This window comes from Brevibacillus ruminantium (assembly GCF_023746555.1).
Taxonomy (GTDB): domain Bacteria; phylum Bacillota; class Bacilli; order Brevibacillales; family Brevibacillaceae; genus Brevibacillus; species Brevibacillus ruminantium.
In genome coordinates, this window is the sequence record NZ_CP098755.1 from 2,273,773 (window position 1) to 2,294,980 (window position 21,208).

General features: G+C 53.8%; 19 protein-coding genes. All 19 read left to right on the top strand.

Going from position 1 to position 21,208, the window contains the following annotated elements; genetic code table 11:
- Positions 1-520 precede the first annotated feature (520 nt).
- The 19 genes from iolG (NDK47_RS11210) to iolB all read left to right on the top strand — a co-directional run bounded on the left by iolG (NDK47_RS11210) (position 521) and on the right by iolB (position 21,180).
- Positions 521-1,546, top strand: a complete 1,026-nt coding sequence (gene iolG, locus NDK47_RS11210) for an inositol 2-dehydrogenase (protein WP_251874895.1) — start codon at positions 521-523, stop codon at positions 1,544-1,546.
- A 38-nt stretch (positions 1,547-1,584) separates the two neighbouring features.
- Complete coding sequence (locus tag NDK47_RS11215; RefSeq protein WP_251874896.1) at positions 1,585-2,679, top strand: LLM class flavin-dependent oxidoreductase; 1,095 nt, start codon at positions 1,585-1,587, stop codon at positions 2,677-2,679.
- A gap of 53 nt (positions 2,680-2,732) precedes the next feature.
- Positions 2,733-3,272, top strand: coding sequence for an NADPH-dependent FMN reductase (locus NDK47_RS11220; protein WP_251874897.1), 540 nt, complete (start codon positions 2,733-2,735; stop codon positions 3,270-3,272).
- 158 nt (positions 3,273-3,430) lie between these two features.
- Positions 3,431-3,868 (top strand): riboflavin kinase, encoded by a 438-nt coding sequence (locus NDK47_RS11225; protein WP_251874898.1) that lies wholly within the window; start codon positions 3,431-3,433, stop codon positions 3,866-3,868.
- Positions 3,865-4,146, top strand: a complete 282-nt coding sequence (locus NDK47_RS11230) for a hypothetical protein (protein ID WP_251874899.1) — start codon at positions 3,865-3,867, stop codon at positions 4,144-4,146. Before NDK47_RS11225 ends, NDK47_RS11230 begins: the two co-directional genes overlap by 4 nt.
- A 472-nt stretch (positions 4,147-4,618) precedes the next feature.
- The gene (locus tag NDK47_RS11235) at positions 4,619-5,710 is read left to right on the top strand and encodes a tartrate dehydrogenase (protein WP_251874900.1); all 1,092 of its coding nucleotides are present in this window, start codon (positions 4,619-4,621) and stop codon (positions 5,708-5,710) included.
- 72 nt (positions 5,711-5,782) lie between these two features.
- The gene (gene fba, locus NDK47_RS11240) at positions 5,783-6,646 is read left to right on the top strand and encodes a class II fructose-1,6-bisphosphate aldolase (RefSeq protein ID WP_251874901.1); all 864 of its coding nucleotides are present in this window, start codon (positions 5,783-5,785) and stop codon (positions 6,644-6,646) included.
- Positions 6,647-6,709: 63 nt separating this feature from the next.
- The gene (locus NDK47_RS11245; protein ID WP_251874902.1) at positions 6,710-7,747 is read left to right on the top strand and encodes a LacI family DNA-binding transcriptional regulator; all 1,038 of its coding nucleotides are present in this window, start codon (positions 6,710-6,712) and stop codon (positions 7,745-7,747) included.
- 241 nt (positions 7,748-7,988) lie between these two features.
- Entirely contained in the window at positions 7,989-8,990 is a 1,002-nt protein-coding gene (locus tag NDK47_RS11250) for a LacI family DNA-binding transcriptional regulator (protein ID WP_251874903.1), read from the top strand.
- Positions 8,991-9,260: 270 nt separating this feature from the next.
- Entirely contained in the window at positions 9,261-10,487 is a 1,227-nt protein-coding gene (locus NDK47_RS11255; protein WP_251874904.1) for an MFS transporter, read from the top strand.
- A 32-nt stretch (positions 10,488-10,519) separates the two neighbouring features.
- Entirely contained in the window at positions 10,520-11,545 is a 1,026-nt protein-coding gene (iolG, locus tag NDK47_RS11260; RefSeq protein WP_251874905.1) for an inositol 2-dehydrogenase, read from the top strand.
- A 75-nt stretch (positions 11,546-11,620) separates the two neighbouring features.
- The gene (locus NDK47_RS11265; RefSeq protein ID WP_251874906.1) at positions 11,621-13,057 is read left to right on the top strand and encodes an aldehyde dehydrogenase family protein; all 1,437 of its coding nucleotides are present in this window, start codon (positions 11,621-11,623) and stop codon (positions 13,055-13,057) included.
- Between the two features lie 26 nt (positions 13,058-13,083).
- Complete coding sequence (locus NDK47_RS11270; RefSeq protein WP_251874907.1) at positions 13,084-14,289, top strand: 6-phosphofructokinase; 1,206 nt, start codon at positions 13,084-13,086, stop codon at positions 14,287-14,289.
- Between the two features lie 94 nt (positions 14,290-14,383).
- Positions 14,384-15,397 (top strand): zinc-binding dehydrogenase, encoded by a 1,014-nt coding sequence (locus NDK47_RS11275; protein ID WP_251874908.1) that lies wholly within the window; start codon positions 14,384-14,386, stop codon positions 15,395-15,397.
- Between the two features lie 170 nt (positions 15,398-15,567).
- Complete coding sequence (gene iolD / locus NDK47_RS11280) at positions 15,568-17,436, top strand: 3D-(3,5/4)-trihydroxycyclohexane-1,2-dione acylhydrolase (decyclizing) (protein WP_251874909.1); 1,869 nt, start codon at positions 15,568-15,570, stop codon at positions 17,434-17,436.
- A gap of 195 nt (positions 17,437-17,631) precedes the next feature.
- Positions 17,632-18,555, top strand: coding sequence for a myo-inosose-2 dehydratase (gene iolE / locus NDK47_RS11285; RefSeq protein ID WP_251874910.1), 924 nt, complete (start codon positions 17,632-17,634; stop codon positions 18,553-18,555).
- Entirely contained in the window at positions 18,552-19,406 is an 855-nt protein-coding gene (locus tag NDK47_RS11290) for a transketolase (protein WP_251874911.1), read from the top strand. Before iolE ends, NDK47_RS11290 begins: the two co-directional genes overlap by 4 nt.
- A gap of 3 nt (positions 19,407-19,409) precedes the next feature.
- Positions 19,410-20,378 (top strand): transketolase family protein, encoded by a 969-nt coding sequence (locus NDK47_RS11295; RefSeq protein WP_251874912.1) that lies wholly within the window; start codon positions 19,410-19,412, stop codon positions 20,376-20,378.
- Entirely contained in the window at positions 20,371-21,180 is an 810-nt protein-coding gene (gene iolB / locus NDK47_RS11300) for a 5-deoxy-glucuronate isomerase (RefSeq protein WP_251874913.1), read from the top strand. The genes NDK47_RS11295 and iolB overlap by 8 nt, the downstream gene beginning before the upstream one ends.
- The last annotated feature ends 28 nt before the right edge of the window (positions 21,181-21,208 follow it).

Consider the following 21,208-nt stretch of genomic DNA (forward strand, 5'->3'; position numbering starts at 1 on the left):
GCGCTGGCACAACACGTGTTTGCCGGATGGCTTCGGATGTTTTCTGGCGAGCGGACTGTTTATTCAGGTGATAAGTAGACCAATGCCAACCCGTGAAAAACTGCGTGAGCCACAACCGCTCAATGTAAACTATACCATAGCGAAGAGGAAAACTTAAGGTAAAACAGCGGAAGTAAAGGTAACAAAATCAAGTTTGTTACCTTGACTAAACTTGCGAAAAATTATTCAGAAAATTAATTAACTTTCTTGTTGAATTGATAAAACAGAGGGTTTATACTGAATCACAAGTAGATCAGCCCACTTTTCACAGTGTACTACCAAACAAAACGTGAGGAAACAAAGGGGGACGAAAATCGGTTAACTAAATGTGGCGTTTTGTTTCTTTGATTTGTTACCTTGCTGCTTTACCAGCGCACACCGCGAAGCCATACCCGTACGCATCTGGGAAACTACGTGTTCAACTCGCGCATGTGCAAAAGCGATGTTCAATTTGCCATTTTAGGAAAGGGGTTCGAGTGTCGTGGATCGGAAAGTGCGATGTGCCGTTATCGGGTTGGGGAGATTGGGCAAAATCCATGCCGAAAATATTGCAGGGAAGATAAAAGGAGCGCAGCTCGTGGCTGTCTCCGATGTGATGCCGGGTGTAGCGGAAACATTCGCCCGGGAGCATGAGGTGAAATACTGGTCCACAGAGCCGGATGCGATCATAGCGCGCGATGACATTGACGCCATCGTCGTTGTGACGCCAACCAGCACGCATGCCGAGCTGGCTGAGAAGGTGGCCCGGTCGGGAAAAGCGCTGTTTTTGGAAAAGCCGATTTCGACAGACATTCAGGTGGCGAGAAAAACGGCGAGCGTGATTGAGGAAGCAGGGATTACGTGCCAGCTTGGGTTTATGCGGCGGTTTGATCCGGCTTACGCGCATGCAAGAGACAGAATTGCGGCGGGGGATATCGGGACGCCGGTCTATTTCAAAGGCGTTACGAGGGACCCTTTTGTAGCGCATGAAGAGTACGTGGCAACATGTGGCGGCATTTTTACCGATTTGAACATCCACGACTTTGATATCGCCCGCTTTTTGATGGGCCAGGAGATCGTGGAAGTGAATGCGATGGGGTCGGTTCTGGCCTCGCCAATCGTGGCCAAGTATGACGATGTGGACCAGGCGTTAACGTATTTGCGGTTTGCCGATGGGGCCGCAGGCGATGTGGAAGGGTACCGAAATGCCAAATACGGCTACGACATTCGCGCGGAAGTGATCGGGACGGAAGGGACATTGGTCATCGCCGGCTTGCGCAATCATAACGTGACGCTTCTCGGGCCGAATCAGGGCAGCTTTGACATTATTCCGTTTTTTATGGAACGGTTTGAGATCGCTTACTTGCGCGAGCTGGAGCATTTCATCGAGTGCTTGCACCGCGATGCCAAGCCTGCTGTCGGCATCAACGACGGATTGATCGCGCAGGAAATCGCCTATGCGGCCAAAACCTCTTGCCAAACGGAACAAAAAGTGCGCGTAAATGTGCACCGACTGACGACTGACTGAGAAACGAACATTTTTCTTCATAAAATGGAGGGATTATTATGACGAAATTGAATATCGGAATGTTTTTAATGCCGCAGCATCCGCCGGAGCGGTCCTTGTACGATGCGACCCAGTGGGACCTGGAAATGATTGAATATGCCGACAAATTGGGATACAGCGAAGTGTGGATCGGGGAGCATTTTACCGCGCCGTGGGAGCCGATTCCATCCCCGGATTTAATCATCGCGCAGGCGCTGTTGCGGACAAAGCAAATCAAGCTGGCGCCCGGCGCCCATTTGCTGCCCTATCATCATCCGGTGGAGTTGGCGCATCGCATCGCCTATCTCGACCATCTGGCCCAAGGCCGCTTGATGCTCGGGATCGGGGCAGGCGGAACCCAAACGGACTGGGAGCTGTTTGCTGTCGACGGAAAAATAAATCGGGAAATGATGATGGAAGCGTGGGAGCTGATTCAGAGATTGTGGTCAGATGAGGAGTCCTTTTCGTTCCGGGGGAAATTTTACAGCGCCAACCAGCCAAAGGAGCGGCATGACGGGATTCTCGGGCCGCATATCAAGCCGTTCCAAAAGCCGCATCCGCCTATCGGGATTACCGGGTTCAGCGCGGGTTCAGCCACATTGAAAATGGCGGGCGAGCGCGGATTTATCCCGATGAGTCTCGGTTGGAACAGCGAGTACATCAAATCGCACTGGAATGCGGTGGAAGAAGGGGCGCGCTCTGTTGGGAAAGAAGCGGACAGAAGCAGTTGGCGCATTACGCAAGACGTCTTTGTGGCGAAAACGGATGAAGAAGCAATGGCTGGAGCGTTGGGAGGCATGATGGGCCGCTTCTTCGACGAGTCATGGCTACCGCTGTTTAAAAAGCAGGGCGACATCAAAAACTTGAAGCCCGATCCGGCGCTTGCCGACGAAGAGGTAACAGCCGAACTAATGGCGAAAACCGACTGGCTGGTAGGATCGCCGGAAACGGTCGCGAACAAATTGCAAAAGCTGTACGACACGGTCGGCGGTTTCGGGACTTTGCTGATTACGGGCTACGACTATAGCGAATCGCCGGAAATATGGAAAGAGTCCATGCACCTGCTGGTCGAGGAAGTTTTGCCTCGCCTGCATGTAAAGCCGCAAACGGTGTAGCCGAAAAACGAGCTGCGACTGTTTGCAGCTAAGCAGAAGGGAGGGGAGTTGTTATGAAGCTGTTGGGAATTTCCGGGACAGTCACGGGTAGGAAAACAGCGGCTGTCGTTCAGGAGGTTTTGCGCCACGTAAAAAAACAGGACGACAGCATAGAGGTAGAGCTGCTGGATTTAAGCGAGTACAAGGTGCAGTTTTGTGATGGCCGGGACCCTGGGACCTATACGGGCGACACCAAAAAAGTGATCGAACTGGTAGCGGCTGCGGATTGTTATGTCATCGGCACACCGATTTTCCAAGGTTCGCTCACCGGAGCGCTGAAAAATTTATTTGACCTGGTTCCCGTCTCTGCCCTGCGCCATAAAGTGATGGGGTTTGTCGCGACAGGCGGAACGTACCAGCATTACCTGGTCATTGAAAATCAACTAAAGCCGATTGCCGGTTATTTTCGCGCATTCACGGCCCCTGGCTACGTCTATGCGCATACTGACCATTTCAATGCGAATAACGAGGTAGTCGACCGGGACGTCTTAGAGCGAATCGCCCTTTTGGCGCAGGAGATCGTGTTCATGCAAAAGGCGCTCAAAGGAAACTGAGCGTGCGGAAAAGGACGATGTAGCATGTCTGGCGGGGGATTCTGGCAAAGTGAGTCCGGGCTTCGGGCAGGATGCTTGGAACCCCCCTGGCTGCAAACCGCGGTGAAGCCAATGGAGCGGCTAATACGCTATGGAAAGTGGGGAAGAGGATGGAGAAAATGAAGCAGCCCATTTGTACCTTGCACGGCCAGGTGGTAAGCGGCAAGCAAGTAGGCAGAACGCTCGGCTTTCCGACAGCGAATCTGTCTCTGCTTCCCCCGCATCCCAGGCTGGAGCATGGCGTGTACGGGGTGACGCTTTTTCGAAACGGACAGACGCATGCGGGCGTGATGAATGTCGGCCGCAGACCTACTTTTCACGATGGAGCGCCAATCAGCCATGAAGTGCATTTGTTTGATTGGGATGGAGACATTTACGGAGAGCGTGTACACGTGGACGTACATTTCTACGTCAGGCCGGAAATGGCCTTTTCCGATCTCACTCAGTTGCAAAAGCAAATCGAGCGCGACGTAAACAGCGTGAAGGAAGCGTTTCGGCTGTCCGAGCAAAAGGGGTGGACAAGCAGAACGGAACAGGAGGCGATGATCGGCTTGTGACAGCAGCGAGCATTGTGCATTTGCCGGACTTGACGTTTGCGCAGCATTTGCAACGGGAATTTGGCATCAATCGCGGCGTTCTCAATACGATGGATGCGTGGTTTTACGAGCACGGGTACGTGGAGATCACACAAAGAAGGAAGCTTTTGATCGAGTTTCTCCGCATCGCTCGCGAGCAGAACAGACAGGGGAGACGGATGCGATTTGGTCACGGCGGTCTGGCTGCCAAATTGAATGATTTTCTCATGCAAAACAACGCGCATCAACAGTTCAGCTAACATCCTCGACGGGGGCCTCGTGCCTCCGTTTTTTGTTTTGCAGATTTCGGATAAGTGCAGCAGCATAGCGAATAGCGTGGCTCCAAATGAAGGTCCAAGACCAAGACTTGTGCCCTTTGGAGACGAACGCTTCGCCCATGACCTGACTCCGCTCCAGCGCTCCAATGGACTCATGAATCGAGAGAAAACCAAGACGCAAGCATCCCCTCTCGAAGAAACCGCTTAAGCTGCCGTCGTTAAAATACTCACATTTTTTCGATAAATACATTTACACCGGAATTGATCGTAAACTATAATTAGGGTAACCGCTTAATCTAGCGTCAATTCGCTATTTTTTATGGATGCTGTCCGTAGCGGGGACGCCGGAAGCGCGAAAAATATTTCCTTGTTATTCGATGTGATTAGTAATGAATACGGGTGTATAAACGCCACAATCCAACAATGATGCAAGCGATTACGAAAGGAGAAACGTATGACGAAATTGTACAAAATTGCCGTCATCCCGGGAGACGGGATTGGCCCTGAAGTGATCCAGGAAGGGGTAAAGGTGCTGGAAAAGGCCGTAGAGCTGACAGATGTTCGATTCGATTTTCATTACTTTCCGTGGGGCTGCGAGTATTACCTCCAGCACGGAAGGATGATGGCAGAGGATGGCATCGAGCAGTTGAGACAGTTTGACGCCATTTACCTGGGAGCAGTCGGTTTTCCCGGCGTTCCCGACCATATATCGCTCTGGGATTTGCTCTTGAAGATTCGCAAGGAGTTTGACCAGTACGTGAACATTCGCCCGATCACGCTGCTGGATGGAGCGCCGTGCCCGCTGAAAAACACGGGGAAGGAACAGGTCGATATGCTGTTCATCCGCGAAAACAGCGAGGGCGAATATGCGGGAGCGGGGGACTGGCTGTTCAAGGGAAGAGACAACGAGACCGTGCTGCAAACGAGCGTTTTCTCGCGCAAAGGGACGGAGCGAATCATTCGCTACGCGTTTGAAACGGCGCGAAAAATGGGCCAATCGCTAACCAGCATCAGCAAAGGGAATGCCCTGAATTACTCCATGGTGTTTTGGGACCAAGTATTTGCGGAGGTGGCGAGCGAATACCCGGATGTCCCGACGCACTCGTATCTCGTAGATGCAGCCAGCATGCTGATGATTAAGCAGCCGGAACGATTCCAGGTAGTCGTCACCTCCAACCTGTTCGGGGATATTTTAACCGATTTGGGGGCAGCGCTCGCCGGAGGCTTGGGCTTGGCCGCTGGAGCGAATATCAATCCGGAGCGGACCCATCCTTCCATGTTCGAACCGATTCACGGCTCAGCGCCTGACATTGCGGGAAAAGGGATCGCGAATCCGTTGGCGGCGATCTGGTCGGCCAGTCAGATGCTGGAGTTTTTCGGCTATGAAGAGCTGGCAGGCAGCGTCTTGAAGGCGATCGAGCAGGTGATGGTCGAGGGCGCAGTGCTGACGCCGGACATGAGCGGAAAAGCTGCGACCTCCGAGGTTGGCGATCGGGTAGTCGAGGTTTTGGCGAGCATGCACGCGGCAGCCAAGGCACAGGCGTAAAAGCAGGAGCAGCAACGAACAATAAAACGAGCAAGCGACAAAATACCATTTTTTACTATTAGGAGGATTCAGATGCCACTCGTATCCATGACAGCGATGCTAAACAAGGCAGTGCAAGGAAAGTATGCAGTTGGGCAGTTCAACATTAACAATCTGGAGTTTACGCAAGCGATTTTGCAGGCGGCAGAGGAGGAACAATCTCCGGTTATTTTGGGAGTCAGTGAAGGCGCGGCTCGCTACATGGGCGGCTTCAAGCTGATCGTCGGCCTGGTGAAGTCGTTGATGGAGGAGTACAAGATCACTGTTGATGTCGCCATCCATCTCGACCACGGCTCTTCCTTCGAAAAATGCGTGGAAGCGATTCATGCCGGGTTTACTTCCGTCATGATCGACGGGTCGCATAATCCGCTAGAGGAGAACATCTCGATCACGAAAAAGGTCGTCGAGGTCGCTCATGTGCTCGGAGTATCCGTAGAGGCGGAACTGGGGCGAATCGGCGGGCAGGAAGACGATCTCGTGGTCGATGACGCCGAAGCAATGTACGCCATTCCGGCCGAATGCGACAGACTGGCGAAGGAAACAGGAGTGGATTGCCTCGCCCCGGCGCTCGGGTCTGTGCACGGACCGTATAAAGGGGAGCCGAAGCTTGGCTTTGACCGAATGGAGGAAGTGCAAAAGCTGACCGGATTGCCGCTGGTGCTGCACGGAGGAACGGGGATCCCCACCCCGCATATTCAGAGAGCGATTTCTTTGGGCACAGCGAAAATCAACGTCAACACGGAAAACCAGATCGCCTCGGCGGCAGCCGTTCGCAAGGTGCTGGCAGAAAATCCGAACGTCTACGATCCGCGCAAATATTTGGGTCCTGCCCGTGAGGCGATCAAAGATGCGGTGAAAGGAAAGATGAGAGAGTTTGGCTCCTCAGGAAAAGCGTAGGCGGCCGCTTTTTGGCACAAACATGTTTCAAGACCGATTTTTCTTTACAGAGAGAGGGTAGAGATGAAGCCGACCATTTACGATGTAGCAAAGAAAGCAAGGGTGTCGATTGCTACTGTTTCGAAAGTCATCAACAATACCGGCCGAATTAGCGAGAAAACAAAAAACAAAGTATGGAAGGTCATTGGCAGCCTGAACTATCAGCAAAATGTAATCGCTACTGCACTGACCGGGAAGCATACGTATACCATCGGGCTACTGATTCCGGATTTGTCGAACCTGTTTTTCGCCGAGCTGGCGCGCAGCATCGAAGACCGCGGGAATGAGCTGGGGTACAACCTGGTCATTTGCAGCACGGACTACAATCCCGACAAAGAAGCGAAGTATATCGAGCTGTTGAAGCGAAAAAATGTAGACGGGTTTATTTTGGCCTCAGGCTTCGAGAACACCCTGGAGGTGGAAAAGCTGATCGCGGAAAAGTATCCGGTCGCCATCGTCGCCCGCGACGTCCCTGCCTTCAATGTGAACGCGGTGTGCATTGACGATTTTCAGGGCGGGTACGATGCGGCTTCTTGCTTGATCGAGCTGGGCCATCAAAAAATAGCCATTATCGCAAGAGACGTTTGGAGCAACCGGGAAAGAATCCGCGGCTTTCGCAAAGCGCTTGAAGATCATGGCGGGATTCGCGAGTACACTTTCAGCCAGTTTACGTTGGAGTCGAACGTCCCGTGGGGCAAAAAAATCGCGCTCGATTATTTGAACTCGCCCGACCCGCCAACTGCCTTTTTTGCCTGTAACGATCTGCTGGCAATCGGGGCAATCGAGGCGATCCGGGAGAAAAAGCTGCGCGTTCCGGAGGATGTCTCGGTCGTAGGTTTTGACAACACAGTGATTGCGACGATTATTGATCCGCAGTTGACGACGATTGCCCAGCCGATTCAGAACATGGGGCGTGAGGTGATGGACCTGATCGTGACCGAGATCAAAGGAGAAAAGCAATACAAAAGTAGAATCGTGCTGAATACGAAACGAATCGTCCGGGACTCGACCGCGCGGCTGAAAAAAGAAAGAAGAATAAACAAGCAAAAGTCAAACGCCTAGCGGTTTTCTGCTACGCGTTTTTTTGTTGTCGGCGGCGCAATAAGAAGGCGCGGAATGGAGAGATGAGTCTGTTGAACTTCTCCGTGATGCCGCGAGCGCGGATATGTGTTATTGCTTCACGATTATTTGTTCTTTACAATAAATATAAGCTAAAAGCGCTTAATCACTTGGAATGAAAACGTTGTTCATCCCGGACGTGCAGATAGATCGTCATCACTATGATGTAAGGAAGGAAAACATAATGAAAAAAACCATTTATGATGTGGCAAGGGAAGCGAACGTGTCCATTGCAACCGTGTCCAAGGTCATCAACAACACGGGACGGATCGGGGAAAAGACGCGCCAAAGAGTATTACAGGTCATGAAGGAGCTGGATTACCAGCCGAGCCTCGTGGCTGCCGCCTTGACTGGCAAATCGACGTACTCCATCGGCCTGTTGATTCCCGACCTGGCCAACCCGTTCTTTGCCGAGCTGGCGCGAAGCATCGAGGACCGGGGCCACGAGCTGGGCTACAGCATCGTTATGTGCAGCACGGACTATCGCCCGGAAAAGGAGTCGAAGTACATTTCGTTGCTGAAGCAAAAGAGCGTGGACGGGTTTATTCTCGCGTCTGGCTTCCAAAATGATGCCGTGATCCGCGACTTGCTGAATTTGAAAATTCCGATCGCCGTACTGGCCCGCGACGTCTCCACTGTCTCCGTAGATACAGTAACCGTGGATGATTTCATTGGCGGCTACAACGCAACACAGCATTTGCTCGACCTGGGGCACCAGCAGATTGGCGCGATCCAGCTCGATCTGGAGGTCGGCCGGGAGCGCGCGCGCGGTTATCGCCTCGCCTTGCAGGAAAATGGTTTGGAATATGATGAAAAATACGTCCTTTTTGGTCCCTCTTCTGTAGAATGCGGAAAGCAAATGGGCTTGAAAATGCTACAGGCTGCTGAACGGCCAACCGCCATTTTCGCAGGCAATGATTTGGTCGCGATTGGGATTATACAGGCGGCGAGAGAGCTGGGGCTGTCGATTCCCGATGACGTCTCGGTAGTCGGCTACGACAACACGATTCTTGCTGCCATCTCCAATCCGCCGCTGACGACTGTCGCTCAGCCGTTTCACGATATGGGCCGGCAAGTGATGGACCTGTTGATCGAGGAAATCAAAGGGAAAAAGAAAGGGAAAAAACGAGTAGTGATGCTGCCGGAATTGTGCGTGCGGGAATCGACCAATCAAATCAGAAAATGAAGCGAGAAAGCACCGGGGAAACAGGGTGCTTTTTTTACGTCCGCCGAAGCCAAAGGAGCTGGAGAGCGCAATCGTTCGTTCAAGGGAGCAAAAGGAGGCGCGAGCGAGGGTTCGCCTATCCAGCGCAACTAGGCCGAACAAGACAGCACATGATTAAAAGTCTAATAATTGTGTTGATTTGTTCATTTCAGAATTAATTCTTTACACGCGCGCGGAGCATCCCATATAATAGGGTTAGGGAAAACGCTTAACCAATAAAAGGGCGACATTTTGCGCGAAAAGGCGATGAACGGGATGCAGGCACAGCAGATCGAAGCAAAGGATCATATCGTATTCATCTTTGTCACCTTTATGTACTGGGCTTCTCAATATTTGTACACGCCGATACTGTCTCCGTACCTGGAGCACAAGGGCGCCTCGTATATGCTGATCGGAGTTGTTTTGAGCAGCTACGGCGTTACCCAGCTTCTTTTGCGCTTGCCGATCGGCGTCCTGTCGGATTACCGACAAGTCAGAAGGCCGTTCATCTGGCTTGGCATGGTCACGAGCCTGCTTAGCTGTCTCGGCTTTGCTGTCACCGACCATGTCGGCTGGGCGCTTTTTTCCAGAGCGGTTGCCGGGATTTCAGCCTCGGCCTGGGTCGTTTTTACGGTTTTGTATTCGAGCTACTTTACCGGCGCAAACGTTACCAAAGCGATGTCGACGATCCATTTTATTACCGTTTCCGCCCAATTAATGGGGATGGGGGTTAGCGGCTACTTGGTCAGCCGATGGGGGTGGCATTCTCCGTTCTGGATTGGGGCAGGAGTGGCTTTCCTCGGTCTTTTGCTCTCTTTTTTGATTCGCGAGCCGAAGCAGGCAGCGTCCCGGAAGTCGATCAAGCCAAAAGATTTGGCGGGCGTGATGAAAGAGCCGATTTTGTTAAAGGTATCCATTTTGTCCATCGTCGCCCACGGCATGCTGTTCATTACGATGTATGGCTTTACTCCGCTGCAAGCATTGAAGATCGGCGCAGACAAGGAGAGTCTTGGCTGGCTTGTCGTCGCGTTCATGCTGCCGCACGCTGTGGCCTCCATCGTGGCGGGGAGATATTTTGCCGTCCGCTTGGGACATTGGCCTACACTCGCCATCGGGTTTGCGGGCAGCGCCGCTTTTACGGTCGTGATTCCGTATGCGGACACGATGCTCCAGCTGTGCCTGACGCAAATAGGCAACGGCTTTGCACAGGGGATGGGCTTTCCGCTGTTTTTAGGAATGGCGATTCAGTACACAGAGAGTGAAAAGCGGGCAACCGCCATGGGCTTTTATCAAGCGATCTATTCGTTGGGCATTTTCTTAGGGCCTTTTCTTGCGGGCTGGCTGAATTCAGGCAGCGGATTGGCAAATGGTTTCATCTTCGCTGGTTTGTCTGGATTGTTGGCTGCAGGACTATCCATATATTGGAGCAGGGCAAAAAAAAGATCACCGACGACAGGCATTTCTTTGGACAGAAAGTGACGGCCTGCCTTAACGGAAGAGGAGAGATCATGATGAGCAAAGTAAAGGTTGGAATCATTGGAGCAGGGCGCATCGGGAAACTGCACGCGGAAAATCTGGTCAAACTGCACCGCGTCGAATTGAAGGCGATCTCGGATATTTTCGCAGAGCAGGTGCGGGAGTGGGCTGGCAGCATCGGAATTCCCCATGTCACCGATGATTACAAAGAGATTTTACAGGACCCGGACATCGAGGCTGTTTTGATCTGCTCGCCCACTGATACGCACGTTCCCATCATCACGGAGGCAGCAAGAGCGGGCAAGCATATTTTCTGCGAAAAGCCGATCAGCTTTCAGTTGGAGCAGACGAGAGAAGCGCTCGAGGTCGTCAAGGAAGCCGGAGTGAAATTCCAGGTCGGATTTTGCCGCAGGTTTGACCACAGCCTGAAAAAGGCTCATCAAACCGTCAAAGAAGGGGGGATCGGCGAACCACACATTTTGCGCATCACTTCGCGCGACCCTCATCCGCCGGGCAAAGACTATGTAGCAGCCAGCGGCGGTCTGTTCTTCGACATGGCGATTCACGATTTTGACATGGCAAGATATTTGGTTGGCAGCGAGGTCGAGGAAGTGTTTGCGCAAGGGGCTGTGCTCGTGGACCCGCTGTTCGCGGAATGCGGCGACGTGGATACGGCGATTACGACGCTGAGATTCAAAAACGGCGCGATCGGGGTCATTGACAACAGCAGAAAAGCCGTCTACGGCTACGACCAGCGGGTAGAAGTATTGGGGGCGAAGGGTTGTGTGACCGTAAGCAATGTTACACCGACCACCGCAGAGATCAGCACAGCCGAGGGAGTGTTCCGGGATAAGCCCAAGTATTTTTTCCTGGAGCGGTACAATGAAGCTTTTATTCAGGAAATCGCAGACTTCATCGACAGCATCTTGTTTGACAAGGAAGTTCCGGTCAGCGGCCATGACGGCTTCCAGGCTGAATTGATCGCCATGGCGGCGAAAAAGTCATTTGCCGAAAACAGACCGGTCAAGCTCGAAGAAATTAGCGCAGTCCAGTCTGTGTAAGGCCCAGCATCTTTTTTCAAATTTTTTAACGGATTAGGTTAAGCGCTTATCTAAATTGTTCAGGGGGGATAAGAAATGGAAGCAGTAACGCAATTGCAACGCTTGTTCATCGACGGGGAGTGGGTAGAGACAGGCGAGACGCACCCGATCTACAACAAGTACACGGGAGAGCTGTACGTGCAGGTGTGCAAGGCCGGGGAAAAAGAGGTGGATCGCGCAGTAGAGGCAGCCGAGTACGCTTTTTACCATACGCCTTTTTCAGCGGAAAAGCGCTACGACGTGCTAATGAAGGCCTCCCAACTGATTAAGGAAAACATCGAGGAGCTGGCCAACTGCATTGCCCAGGAGGGCGGAAAGCCGATTCGCGATGCGAAAGTGGAAGTGATCCGTTCCGCGACGACGTTTCTTCTGGCGGCGGAGGAAGCGAAAAAGCTGAGAGGGGAAATCATCCCGAGCCAGGCTTCCCCTGGAAACGAATCGCGACTGATCTATACGATCAAAAAGCCGATTGGCATTGTGTGCGCGATCTCGCCGTTCAACTTCCCTTTAAACCTGGTTTCGCACAAGGTTGCCCCGGCGCTTGCGGCAGGAAATCCGGTGATCGTCAAGCCAGCAACGGATACGGCCCATTCTGCTCTGCTGCTGTGCAAGCTTTTGGAGCAGGCAGGCGTGCCAAAAGGGTACGTGCAATGCGTGGTCGGCGGGGGCGCGACGGTTGGCGAACAGTTGCTGAAAGACCAGCGGATCAAAAAATACTCGTTTACAGGCTCTCCAGAAGTAGGCAAGCACATCCAGCAGACGATCGGCATGCGAAAAGTCACGCTGGAGCTCGGGTCCAACTCTGCGACGATTGTGCATGAAGACGGCAATGTCGAGCAGGCGGCAAACAAGCTGGCGAAAATGGCTTTTGCCAATGCAGGGCAGATCTGCATTTCCGTACAGCGCATTTTCGTGCACAAAGCAGTAGAAGAAAAGTTCATGGAGCTTTTCCTGGAGCGGGTGGCGCAGCTCAAGGTGGGCAATCCGCTCGACCCGGATACGGATGTAGGACCGATGATTAGCGAGAAAGAGGCTCAGCGGATCGAGGCATGGGTAAATGAAGCCGCAGCGAAGGGCGCGAAGGTGTTGACCGGAGGCAAAAGGGAAGGAAGTGTGTACTATCCGACGGTCATTACCCAGGCGAAAAAGGGCATGAAAGTGTTTGACGAGGAAGTATTCGCACCAGTAGTTACAGTGGCGTCCTACGAAACGATCGAGGAAGCGGTGAAGTTGGTCAACGACTCCAAGTTTGGCTTGCAGGCAGGAGTGTACACCAAATCTCTCGTTCTGGCCCACAAGCTGCCGCATCTGCTGGAAGTGGGCGGGGTGATCGTCAACGATACCTGCTGCTTCCGTGCCGACCAGATGCCGTACGGGGGCGTCAAGGAAAGCGGGATTGGGAAAGAAGGCCCGGCATTTGCGATTGAAGAAATGGTCGAGACGGTGGCCGTCGTCATCAACCTGGAAGAGTAAATGAATCATGGATGGAGAGTGTGGAAATGACCGGAAACTGCCTGATCGCTCAATCCGGTGGACCAACCGCTGTTATCAACAATTCATTGTACGGAATCATTGAGGAGTCTCTTCAGTCGCCGCAGATCCAGAAAGTCTATGGGGCGAGAAGAGGGGTGTACGGTCTGCTCAACCAGGACTACATTGATCTAGGTCAATTGTCCAAACCGCAGCTAGAGATGCTGAGAATGACGCCGGGCGCGGCGCTCGGCTCCTGGCGCTACAAGCTGAGCACCCACGAGATCGAGATTATCGTCGCTCACATGCAGGCGAACGACATTCGCTACTTTTACTATATCGGCGGGAACGGATCGATGCATGTCGCTCATCTGATCCATCAGGCTGCCCAGAAAAAAGGGTACGAGTTGAATGTGATCGGGGTTCCGAAAACGGTAGACAACGATTTGACGCAAACCGATCATTCACCCGGGTTTGGCAGCGCAGCCAAATTTCTTGCCACCTCCATCCTCGACATGTCCATGGACATCATGAGCTTGCCGAAAAGCAATCGCATTACGATTGTCGAGACGATGGGGCGCAATACCGGCTGGCTGGCGGCCTCGTGCGCACTGGGAATGCAGCAGGAAACAGGCATACCGCTATTGATCTACATTCCGGAATCGCCTTTTTGCGAAGAAAAGTTTTTGCGCGATGTGCAAAAAAAGTACGAGCAGCACGGTTCAGCCCTGGTCATTGTCTCAGAAGGCATTCGTGACGGAGCAGGCAGGCTGATTGCCGATAGCGCTCTGGTGCGGGATGCGGTCGGGCGTCCGCAACTCGGCGGCGTGGCTGGCTATTTGAAGGACGTCATCACCACTCAGGGAGCGGGCTTGTCCGCGCGGTACATTTTGCCGAGCATTTGGCAGCGCAGCGGAATGATGTTCTCGTCCGGGGTGGATGTCGAGGAAGCGTATTTGGCGGGAAAACACGCTTGCTATCATGCCAAGCAGGGGATCAACGGAGCGATGGTCACGCTGCAACGCAAAAAGAGGCCGTTTTACGCTGTGGAATACGGCTCCGTCCCGCTAAAGGAAGTAGCCGGAAAAGAAAAGCTGTTTCCGCTGGAGTGGTACGACGCCGACAGCCATTTTGTCAAAGCCGAGTTTTTTGATTATATCTATCCGCTGATTCAGGGCGAGGTGTCCATTCCAATGAAAAATGGCCTGCCTGCTTACCAGTACTTTATTTCCTGAAGGGGCGGCGCAGACCGACGCGAGCAATAGGAACGAGGAAGCGGAAAAAACAGAATGGATGCAGCTTAAACAGTAGAAGAGGAGCGAATGGAGCATGTTAGCTGGTGTATTTGAGCAGGTGGGGATATTTTCTTTGCAGGAAAGGCCGGTTCCGGTCATCAAGAAGGCAGATGAAGTACGGATCAAGGTGGAGGCAGCCAGCATATGCGGCACAGACGTGCACATTTTGGCTAACCCTCCGGGGCATCCGGCGACGGCAGGCGTGATTCAGGGACACGAGTACGTCGGAAAAGTGGTAGATGCAGGAGCGGATGTCACGAACGTAAAAGTGGGTGACCGGGTAGTAGTCGATCCGACGCTGACCTGCGGTTACTGTGACTATTGCCAGATGGGATACGTGAACATGTGTGAGCATATGTCGACAATGGGCATTTTCGTAGACGGAGGCTGGACTTCCTACAGTGTCGTCCCTGCCAGAAATGTGCACAAAATTGCTGACTCGGTTCCGCCGGAAATTGCCGTTTTTGCCGAGCCGCTGTCCTGCGTCGTAAACGGCATGGACAAAATCAAGGTGCAGCCGGGCGAGAGTGCTGTCGTGCTGGGCGCAGGGCCGATGGGGCAAATGTTCATCCAGATGCTGAAAGCGGCGGGAGCCGGAACGATCATCGCCGTCGATTTCTCGGATTATCGCTTGGAGTATGCCCGCATATCCGGGGCGAATGTGACGGTGAATCCAAAAACGAATGACGTGGCGAAGTCTGTACAGGAAGCGACGAAAATCGGGGCCGATGTCGTCATCGACTGCGTCGGTTCGCTGTTCGATCAGAGCCTGACGCTGGTGCGCAGAGGGGGACAAATTTTGCTGGTGGGCATGAATCAGCACGCTTTGCCGCCGATCAAGCAAAACGACATTACCCGCTATGAAGTAACGGTAAAAGGCACGTATATCTCGAACCACACGTTCCCGAAGGTAGTGAAGGTCATGGAGGCAGGGCTGCTGAATCTGGAGCGGCTGATTACCCATCGGGTTCCTTTGGAGCGCATCACGGAAGGAATCGACGTGATGAAAAAAGGAGAAGCGATCAAGGTGATTGTGCAGCCCGCGTAATCGCCTGCGATCCGTGAGCTGTAGTCTGCGCGCGTACAGCCAACTGCCGGAAAAGACAGAAAAAATTGAAAAAAGGGTTTGTGGAAGTGCGGGAATCGAGTATAATCAAGACAAAGGAAAGCGCTTAACTTGATTTTTGTGGAGAGAAATCGAATCTGAGGGAGGATAACATGGCAAAAACAATCCGCTTAACGATGGCTCAGGCATTGCTGCGATTTTTGGACAATCAATATATTTCCATGGACGGTCAGGAACAAAAATTCGTCAAAGGCGTCATGGGGATTTTCGGGCACGGCAATGTCACAGGGATGGGCGAAGCGCTGGAGCATTTTCAGGGTGAGTTGACCTACATCCAGGGGAAAAACGAGCAAGGAATGGCGCATGCGGCCATTGCCTACGCCAAACAAAAGAATAGGCTTGAGATTTTTGCCTGCACGTCTTCGATTGGGCCCGGCGCCTTGAACATGGTCACAGCCGCCGGGACAGCGACGGTGAACCGGATTCCGGTGCTGTTTTTGCCAGGCGATATTTTTGCCTGCCGCCAGCCTGATCCGGTCTTGCAGCAAATTGAAAACCCTGCTGACTACACGATTTCATCCAACGATGCGTTCAAGCCGGTCAGCAAGTACTGGGACCGCATTACACGTCCCGAGCAGTTGATGACCGCCGCTCTGAACGCGATGAGAGTGCTGACGGACCCGGTCGACACTGGCGCGGTCACCTTGGCTCTACCCCAGGATGTGCAAAGCGAAGCGTACGATTATCCGGCTGAGTTTTTTGAAAAGCGCGTCCATTTCGTCGAAAGAAGAGCGCTGTCGGCTGCTGCGCTCGCACGGGCAGCGGAAGCGATCCGGAAAAAAGCGCGTCCGCTGATTATCGCCGGGGGCGGCGTGCACTACTCGCTCGCTACGGCAGAACTGATTCGCTTCGCCGAGGAATTTGGCATTCCGGTAGCGGAGACGCAAGCGGGAAAAAGCGCTGTGCCTTGGGACCACCCGCTTCAAGTAGGCTCGATTGGCGTCACAGGCTCGCTCGCCGCAAACCGTCTGGCCAAAGAGGCCGATTTGATTATCGGCGTCGGAACGAGACTGACTGACTTCCCTACCTCATCCAAAACGGCCTTCCAAAATCCAGATGTGGAGTTCATCAGCATCAACGTCAGCACCTACGACGCGCTGAAAATGAACGGAAAGGCCGTTGTGGCCGATGCGAAGGAAGCACTGGTCGCGATCGCGGGCACGCTGAGGCAAGCGGAATACAAGTCATCCTACTCGACGGAAGCGATTGCTGCACTGAAGAAGGAGTGGGACGAAGAGGTAGACCGGGTCTGCTCTGTGGAGCGGGCGGAAGGCTTGTCGCAAATGCTTGCGCTGGGCGAGATCAACCGCTTCCTGGGCGAGAAGGACATAATCGTCGCTGCTGCCGGAAGCCTGCCGGGAGATTTGCATCGCTTGTGGAGATGCAAGGCCGCGAAAACGTACCATATGGAATACGGCTTCTCGTGCATGGGCTACGAAGTGTCCGGCGCGTTCGGCGTAAAGATGGCAAGCCCGGATCAGGAAGTGTACGCCGTCTGCGGGGATGGCAGCTATTTGATGCTTCATTCGGAGCTGGTCACGAGCATCCAGGAAGGGCAAAAATTTACGATCCTGCTTTTCGACAACAACGGGTTCGGCTGCATCCACAACCTGCAAAGAGGCCATGGCAGCGAAGGCTTCGGCAACGAATTCCGCTACCGCAGCGAACAGACGAACCGGCTGACGGGGGAGTATATGCAGATTGATTTTGCCAGCCACGCCAGAAGCATGGGGGCGAAGGCATATACGGCCCACACCTTGGAAGAGCTGAGAGCGGCCTTGCAGCAGGCGAAGGAAGAGACTGTCACGACGCTGATTGATATCAAGGTGCTTCCCGGAACGTGCTCGTCCGGCTACGAATCGTGGTGGCGACTGGGGGTAGCGGAAGTATCCGCTAGCGAGAAGGTTCAAGCCGCTTATAAAACGATGAACAAGCAGATCGAGATTGCGAAAAAAATGTAAGTGTTGTTTGCATTTTTATACAACAGATTAAAATGGCTAAGATTCTTTTCCAGTATAAGGGAAACTGAATGAGACTTCGAACGAAGCGAGCAAGCCAACGCTGTGCCCTGCGGTAGGAAGACTCCGCCAATGGCGCGGTGCAGCCAAGTTTTTTATCACGTTGAGTTAAGCGCTTAATCTAAGGGAGTGACAGTCATGTCAGATAAAGGATACAGCTTCAAGCTGGGGGTCCACCCGATCAACTGGGTTGGGGAAGATGTAAAAGAACACGGCGATCATTATTCGTACGAACAGGTCATGGATGAGATAGCCAGCCTTGGAATCACAGGTGTGGAAATGAGCAGGAAGTTCCCCGCCGATCCGGCTGTTTTGCAGCAGGAGCTGAGCAGACGGGGGCTGCAGCTAACCTCGCAGTGGAAGTCCGTGCTGTTCTCGGATGCGCAGCGCCGCGACGAGGAGCTGCAGGCTTACCGGAAGCACGCGCAATTCCTCAAGGCGATGGGAGCAGAAGTCGTCAGCACGGCAGAAGTTGGCGGCTCGCTGCACTGGGACCCGCGCCGCTCCCCGCATGAAAAGCAGGTCGCACACTTGACGGATGAGCAGTGGAAAAGCCTGGCCCAAGGGCTGAACCAGGCAGGGGAGATTTGCCGCGAATTGGGCATGAAGCTCGTTTACCATCATCACGGCGGGACGGTGGTGGAGCAGCCGGAGGAAATCGACCGCCTGATGGAAATGACCGATCCCGGGCTTGTCTACCTGCTGTACGATACAGGCCATGCCTACTACGGCGGCAACGACCCGTTGAAGCTGCTGCAAAAGTATTATGGGCGGATCGGCTACGTGCACCTGAAAGATATACGCCAAAACGTTCTCGACCAGGCAAGGGCGGAACAGGCTGATTTCGTCACCTGCATCCGCAGAGGGGTGTTCACTGTCCCAGGCGATGGAAGCCTCGATTTTGCCCCGATTTTCAAGGAGCTGGCCGAGCGGGATTATCAAGGCTGGGCCATGCTCGAAGGCGAGCAGGACCCGCTCGTTCACAACCCTGTTGCATACGCGAAAAGATCCATTGCCTACATCGAGCAAACGATATCTTCAACCAGAGGTGAGAAAGTATGAAGACGGTTTCCGCTCAGAAAAAAATCAATTGGCTGCAAAAGAAAAGCAGCGAGACCCGGAGGCTGATCCTGCAAACGGTGCACCACGCGGGGGCAGGCCATATCGGCGGGCCGCTGTCTGTGACCGATCTCTTGATCGCTCTTTACTTTGACGTGATGAATATAAAGCCTGACGAGCCGCTGTGGGCGGAGCGGGACCGCTTTGTGCTATCCAAGGGGCACTCCGCGATCGCCCTCTATACGGTGCTGGCGCTGCGGGGCTACTTCCCAGTGGAAGAGCTGAAAACGTTCGACGATATCGACTCCCGCCTGCAAGCCCACCCGGACATGAAGCTGCTGCCCGGACTGGACATGTCCACAGGTTCGCTGGGGCAGGGGATTTCTGCCGCAGTCGGCATGGCGCTGGGCGCGAAGCTGAAGCAGCAAACTTTCTCCACATACTGCATCATCGGCGACGGGGAATCGCAGGAAGGGCAAGTATGGGAAGCGGCGGACGTAGCGGCCAAATACGAGCTGGATAATCTGGTAGTCATCATGGACTACAACAAGCTGCAGCAATTCGGCTGGAAGGGAACGGAAGGCCGCGAACGGGAAATCCCGATCTTTTCCCCGGAAGACCGCTGGGCGGCGTTCGGCTGGAATGTGCTTGCCATTGACGGCCACGATGTGGAGCAGATCATCGAGGCATGCCAGCAGGCGAAGCGCGTGCATGGCAAGCCGACCGTCGTAATTGCCCACACCGTCAAAGGCAAGGGCGTAAGCTTCATGGAGAACAACTACACATGGCATGCGAAAGTGCCGAATGCGGAAGAGCTGAAAGCAGCCTTGGAAGAACTGGATATGGGGGTGTAGAAGATGCAATTACAGCTTGATAAAAAAGTAGCCATGCGCGATGCGTTTGGCGAAACATTGCTGCAATTTACGAAGGACGATCCGCGAGTGTACGCAGTCGATGGCGACCTGGCGACCTCCACCAGGCTGGATAAAGTAGCGGAGGGGAATCCAGCCAAATTTTTGCAGATGGGCATCGCCGAGCAGAACATGCTCGGAGTCGCTTCCGGGCTGGCAACAGTCGGCTTGCAGCCGTGGGTGTGCACGTTTGCCGCTTTTATTGTGAAACGCTCTCTGGACCAGATCGCCGTGACGATCGCCCAGCCGAAGCTGGACGTGAAAATGATCGGTGCCTACAGCGGCTTGCTGACCGGATGCACGGGAAAAACGCATCAAGGTCTGGAAGATATCGCGATCATGCGCAGTCTGGCTAACATGGTCGTCCTGGCTCCGGCGGACGCGGTCGAAGTGAAAAAGGTGATGGAGTTCGCCCGCGACTACCACGGTCCCGTGTACATTCGGCTGGCGCGCGACCCGCTGCCGACCCTTTTTGCGGAAGAAACGCACACGTTTACACCCGGCAAAGGCGTCAAGCTAATCGAAGGACAGGATGTGACGATCATTTCAACCGGGACGCAAACAGGCCGCGCCGTTCAGGCTGCGAACCTGCTGCGCGCAGCAGGCATTCAGGCGGGTGTCCTGCACTTGCCGTCCATCAAGCCGATAGATGTGGAAGCCATCGTGGAGGCCGCTGAACGGACAGGGGCGGTTGTCGCCACAGAAGAACACAGCATCTACGGCGGGCTGGGCAGCGCTGTGGCTGAGGTGCTGGTAGAGCACAAGCCCGTGCCGATGACAAGAGTCGGGGTGCGCGATCTCAATTCGGAGTCCGGGCCAAACGACGCCCTGCTGAAAAAATACCAGATTGCCGTCGAGGATATCGTCCGAGGGGCAAAGGAAGTTTTGCAGCGAAAGGAGAAGGAAAATGTCTAAATTGATCGTTCCCAGCCAGCAACCAAACCAGGAGAAAAGCGTGGTCAAGGTCACACCGGAATCGGCAAACTGGGGCTATGTAGGCTTCGAGGTGTACACGCTTGCCAAAGGCGACAAAATCAGCATGGACACAGGGGAGCAGGAAGTGTGCATCGTGCTTCTCAGCGGGTATGCCAACGCGAGAACAAAGCAGCAGAAGTGGAACAACATCGGGCAGCGCATGCACATTTTCGAAGAAATCCCGCCCTATGCCGTCTACGTGCCATCTGGCGATCAGTATGAGGTAGAAGCCTTGACAGATGCCGAGATCGCCGTGTGCACTGCTCCGGGCAAAGGCACGTACGAGGCGAGACTGATCGCGCCGAAAGACGTTCGGGTAGACATGCGCGGCTCCGGTAAAACGCTGCGCCGCATTCATAACATTTTGCCTGAGGATCAGCCGGCGGACAGCCTGTTGATTGTCGAAGTCTACACGCCAAACGGAAACTGGTCGAGCTATCCACCGCACAAGCATGACCAGGAGAACCTGCCCAATGAAGCGTATCTGGAGGAGACGTACTACCATCGCATCAAGCAGGCGAACGGCTTTGCCTTGCAACGCGTGTACACGGACGACCGCTCGCTGAACGAGACGATGGTGGTCAAGGATGGCGATGTGGTGCTGGTGCCAAAAGGCTACCATCCCGTATCGGCACCTCCCGGCTACGACCTGTACTACTTGAATACGATGGCGGGGCCAGTGCGCACCTGGAAATTTACCAACGATGCCGACCATGAATGGATGATGACGCAAACGGTGTAAGCGAAGTAAGCGGGCCATGGGGATTCCT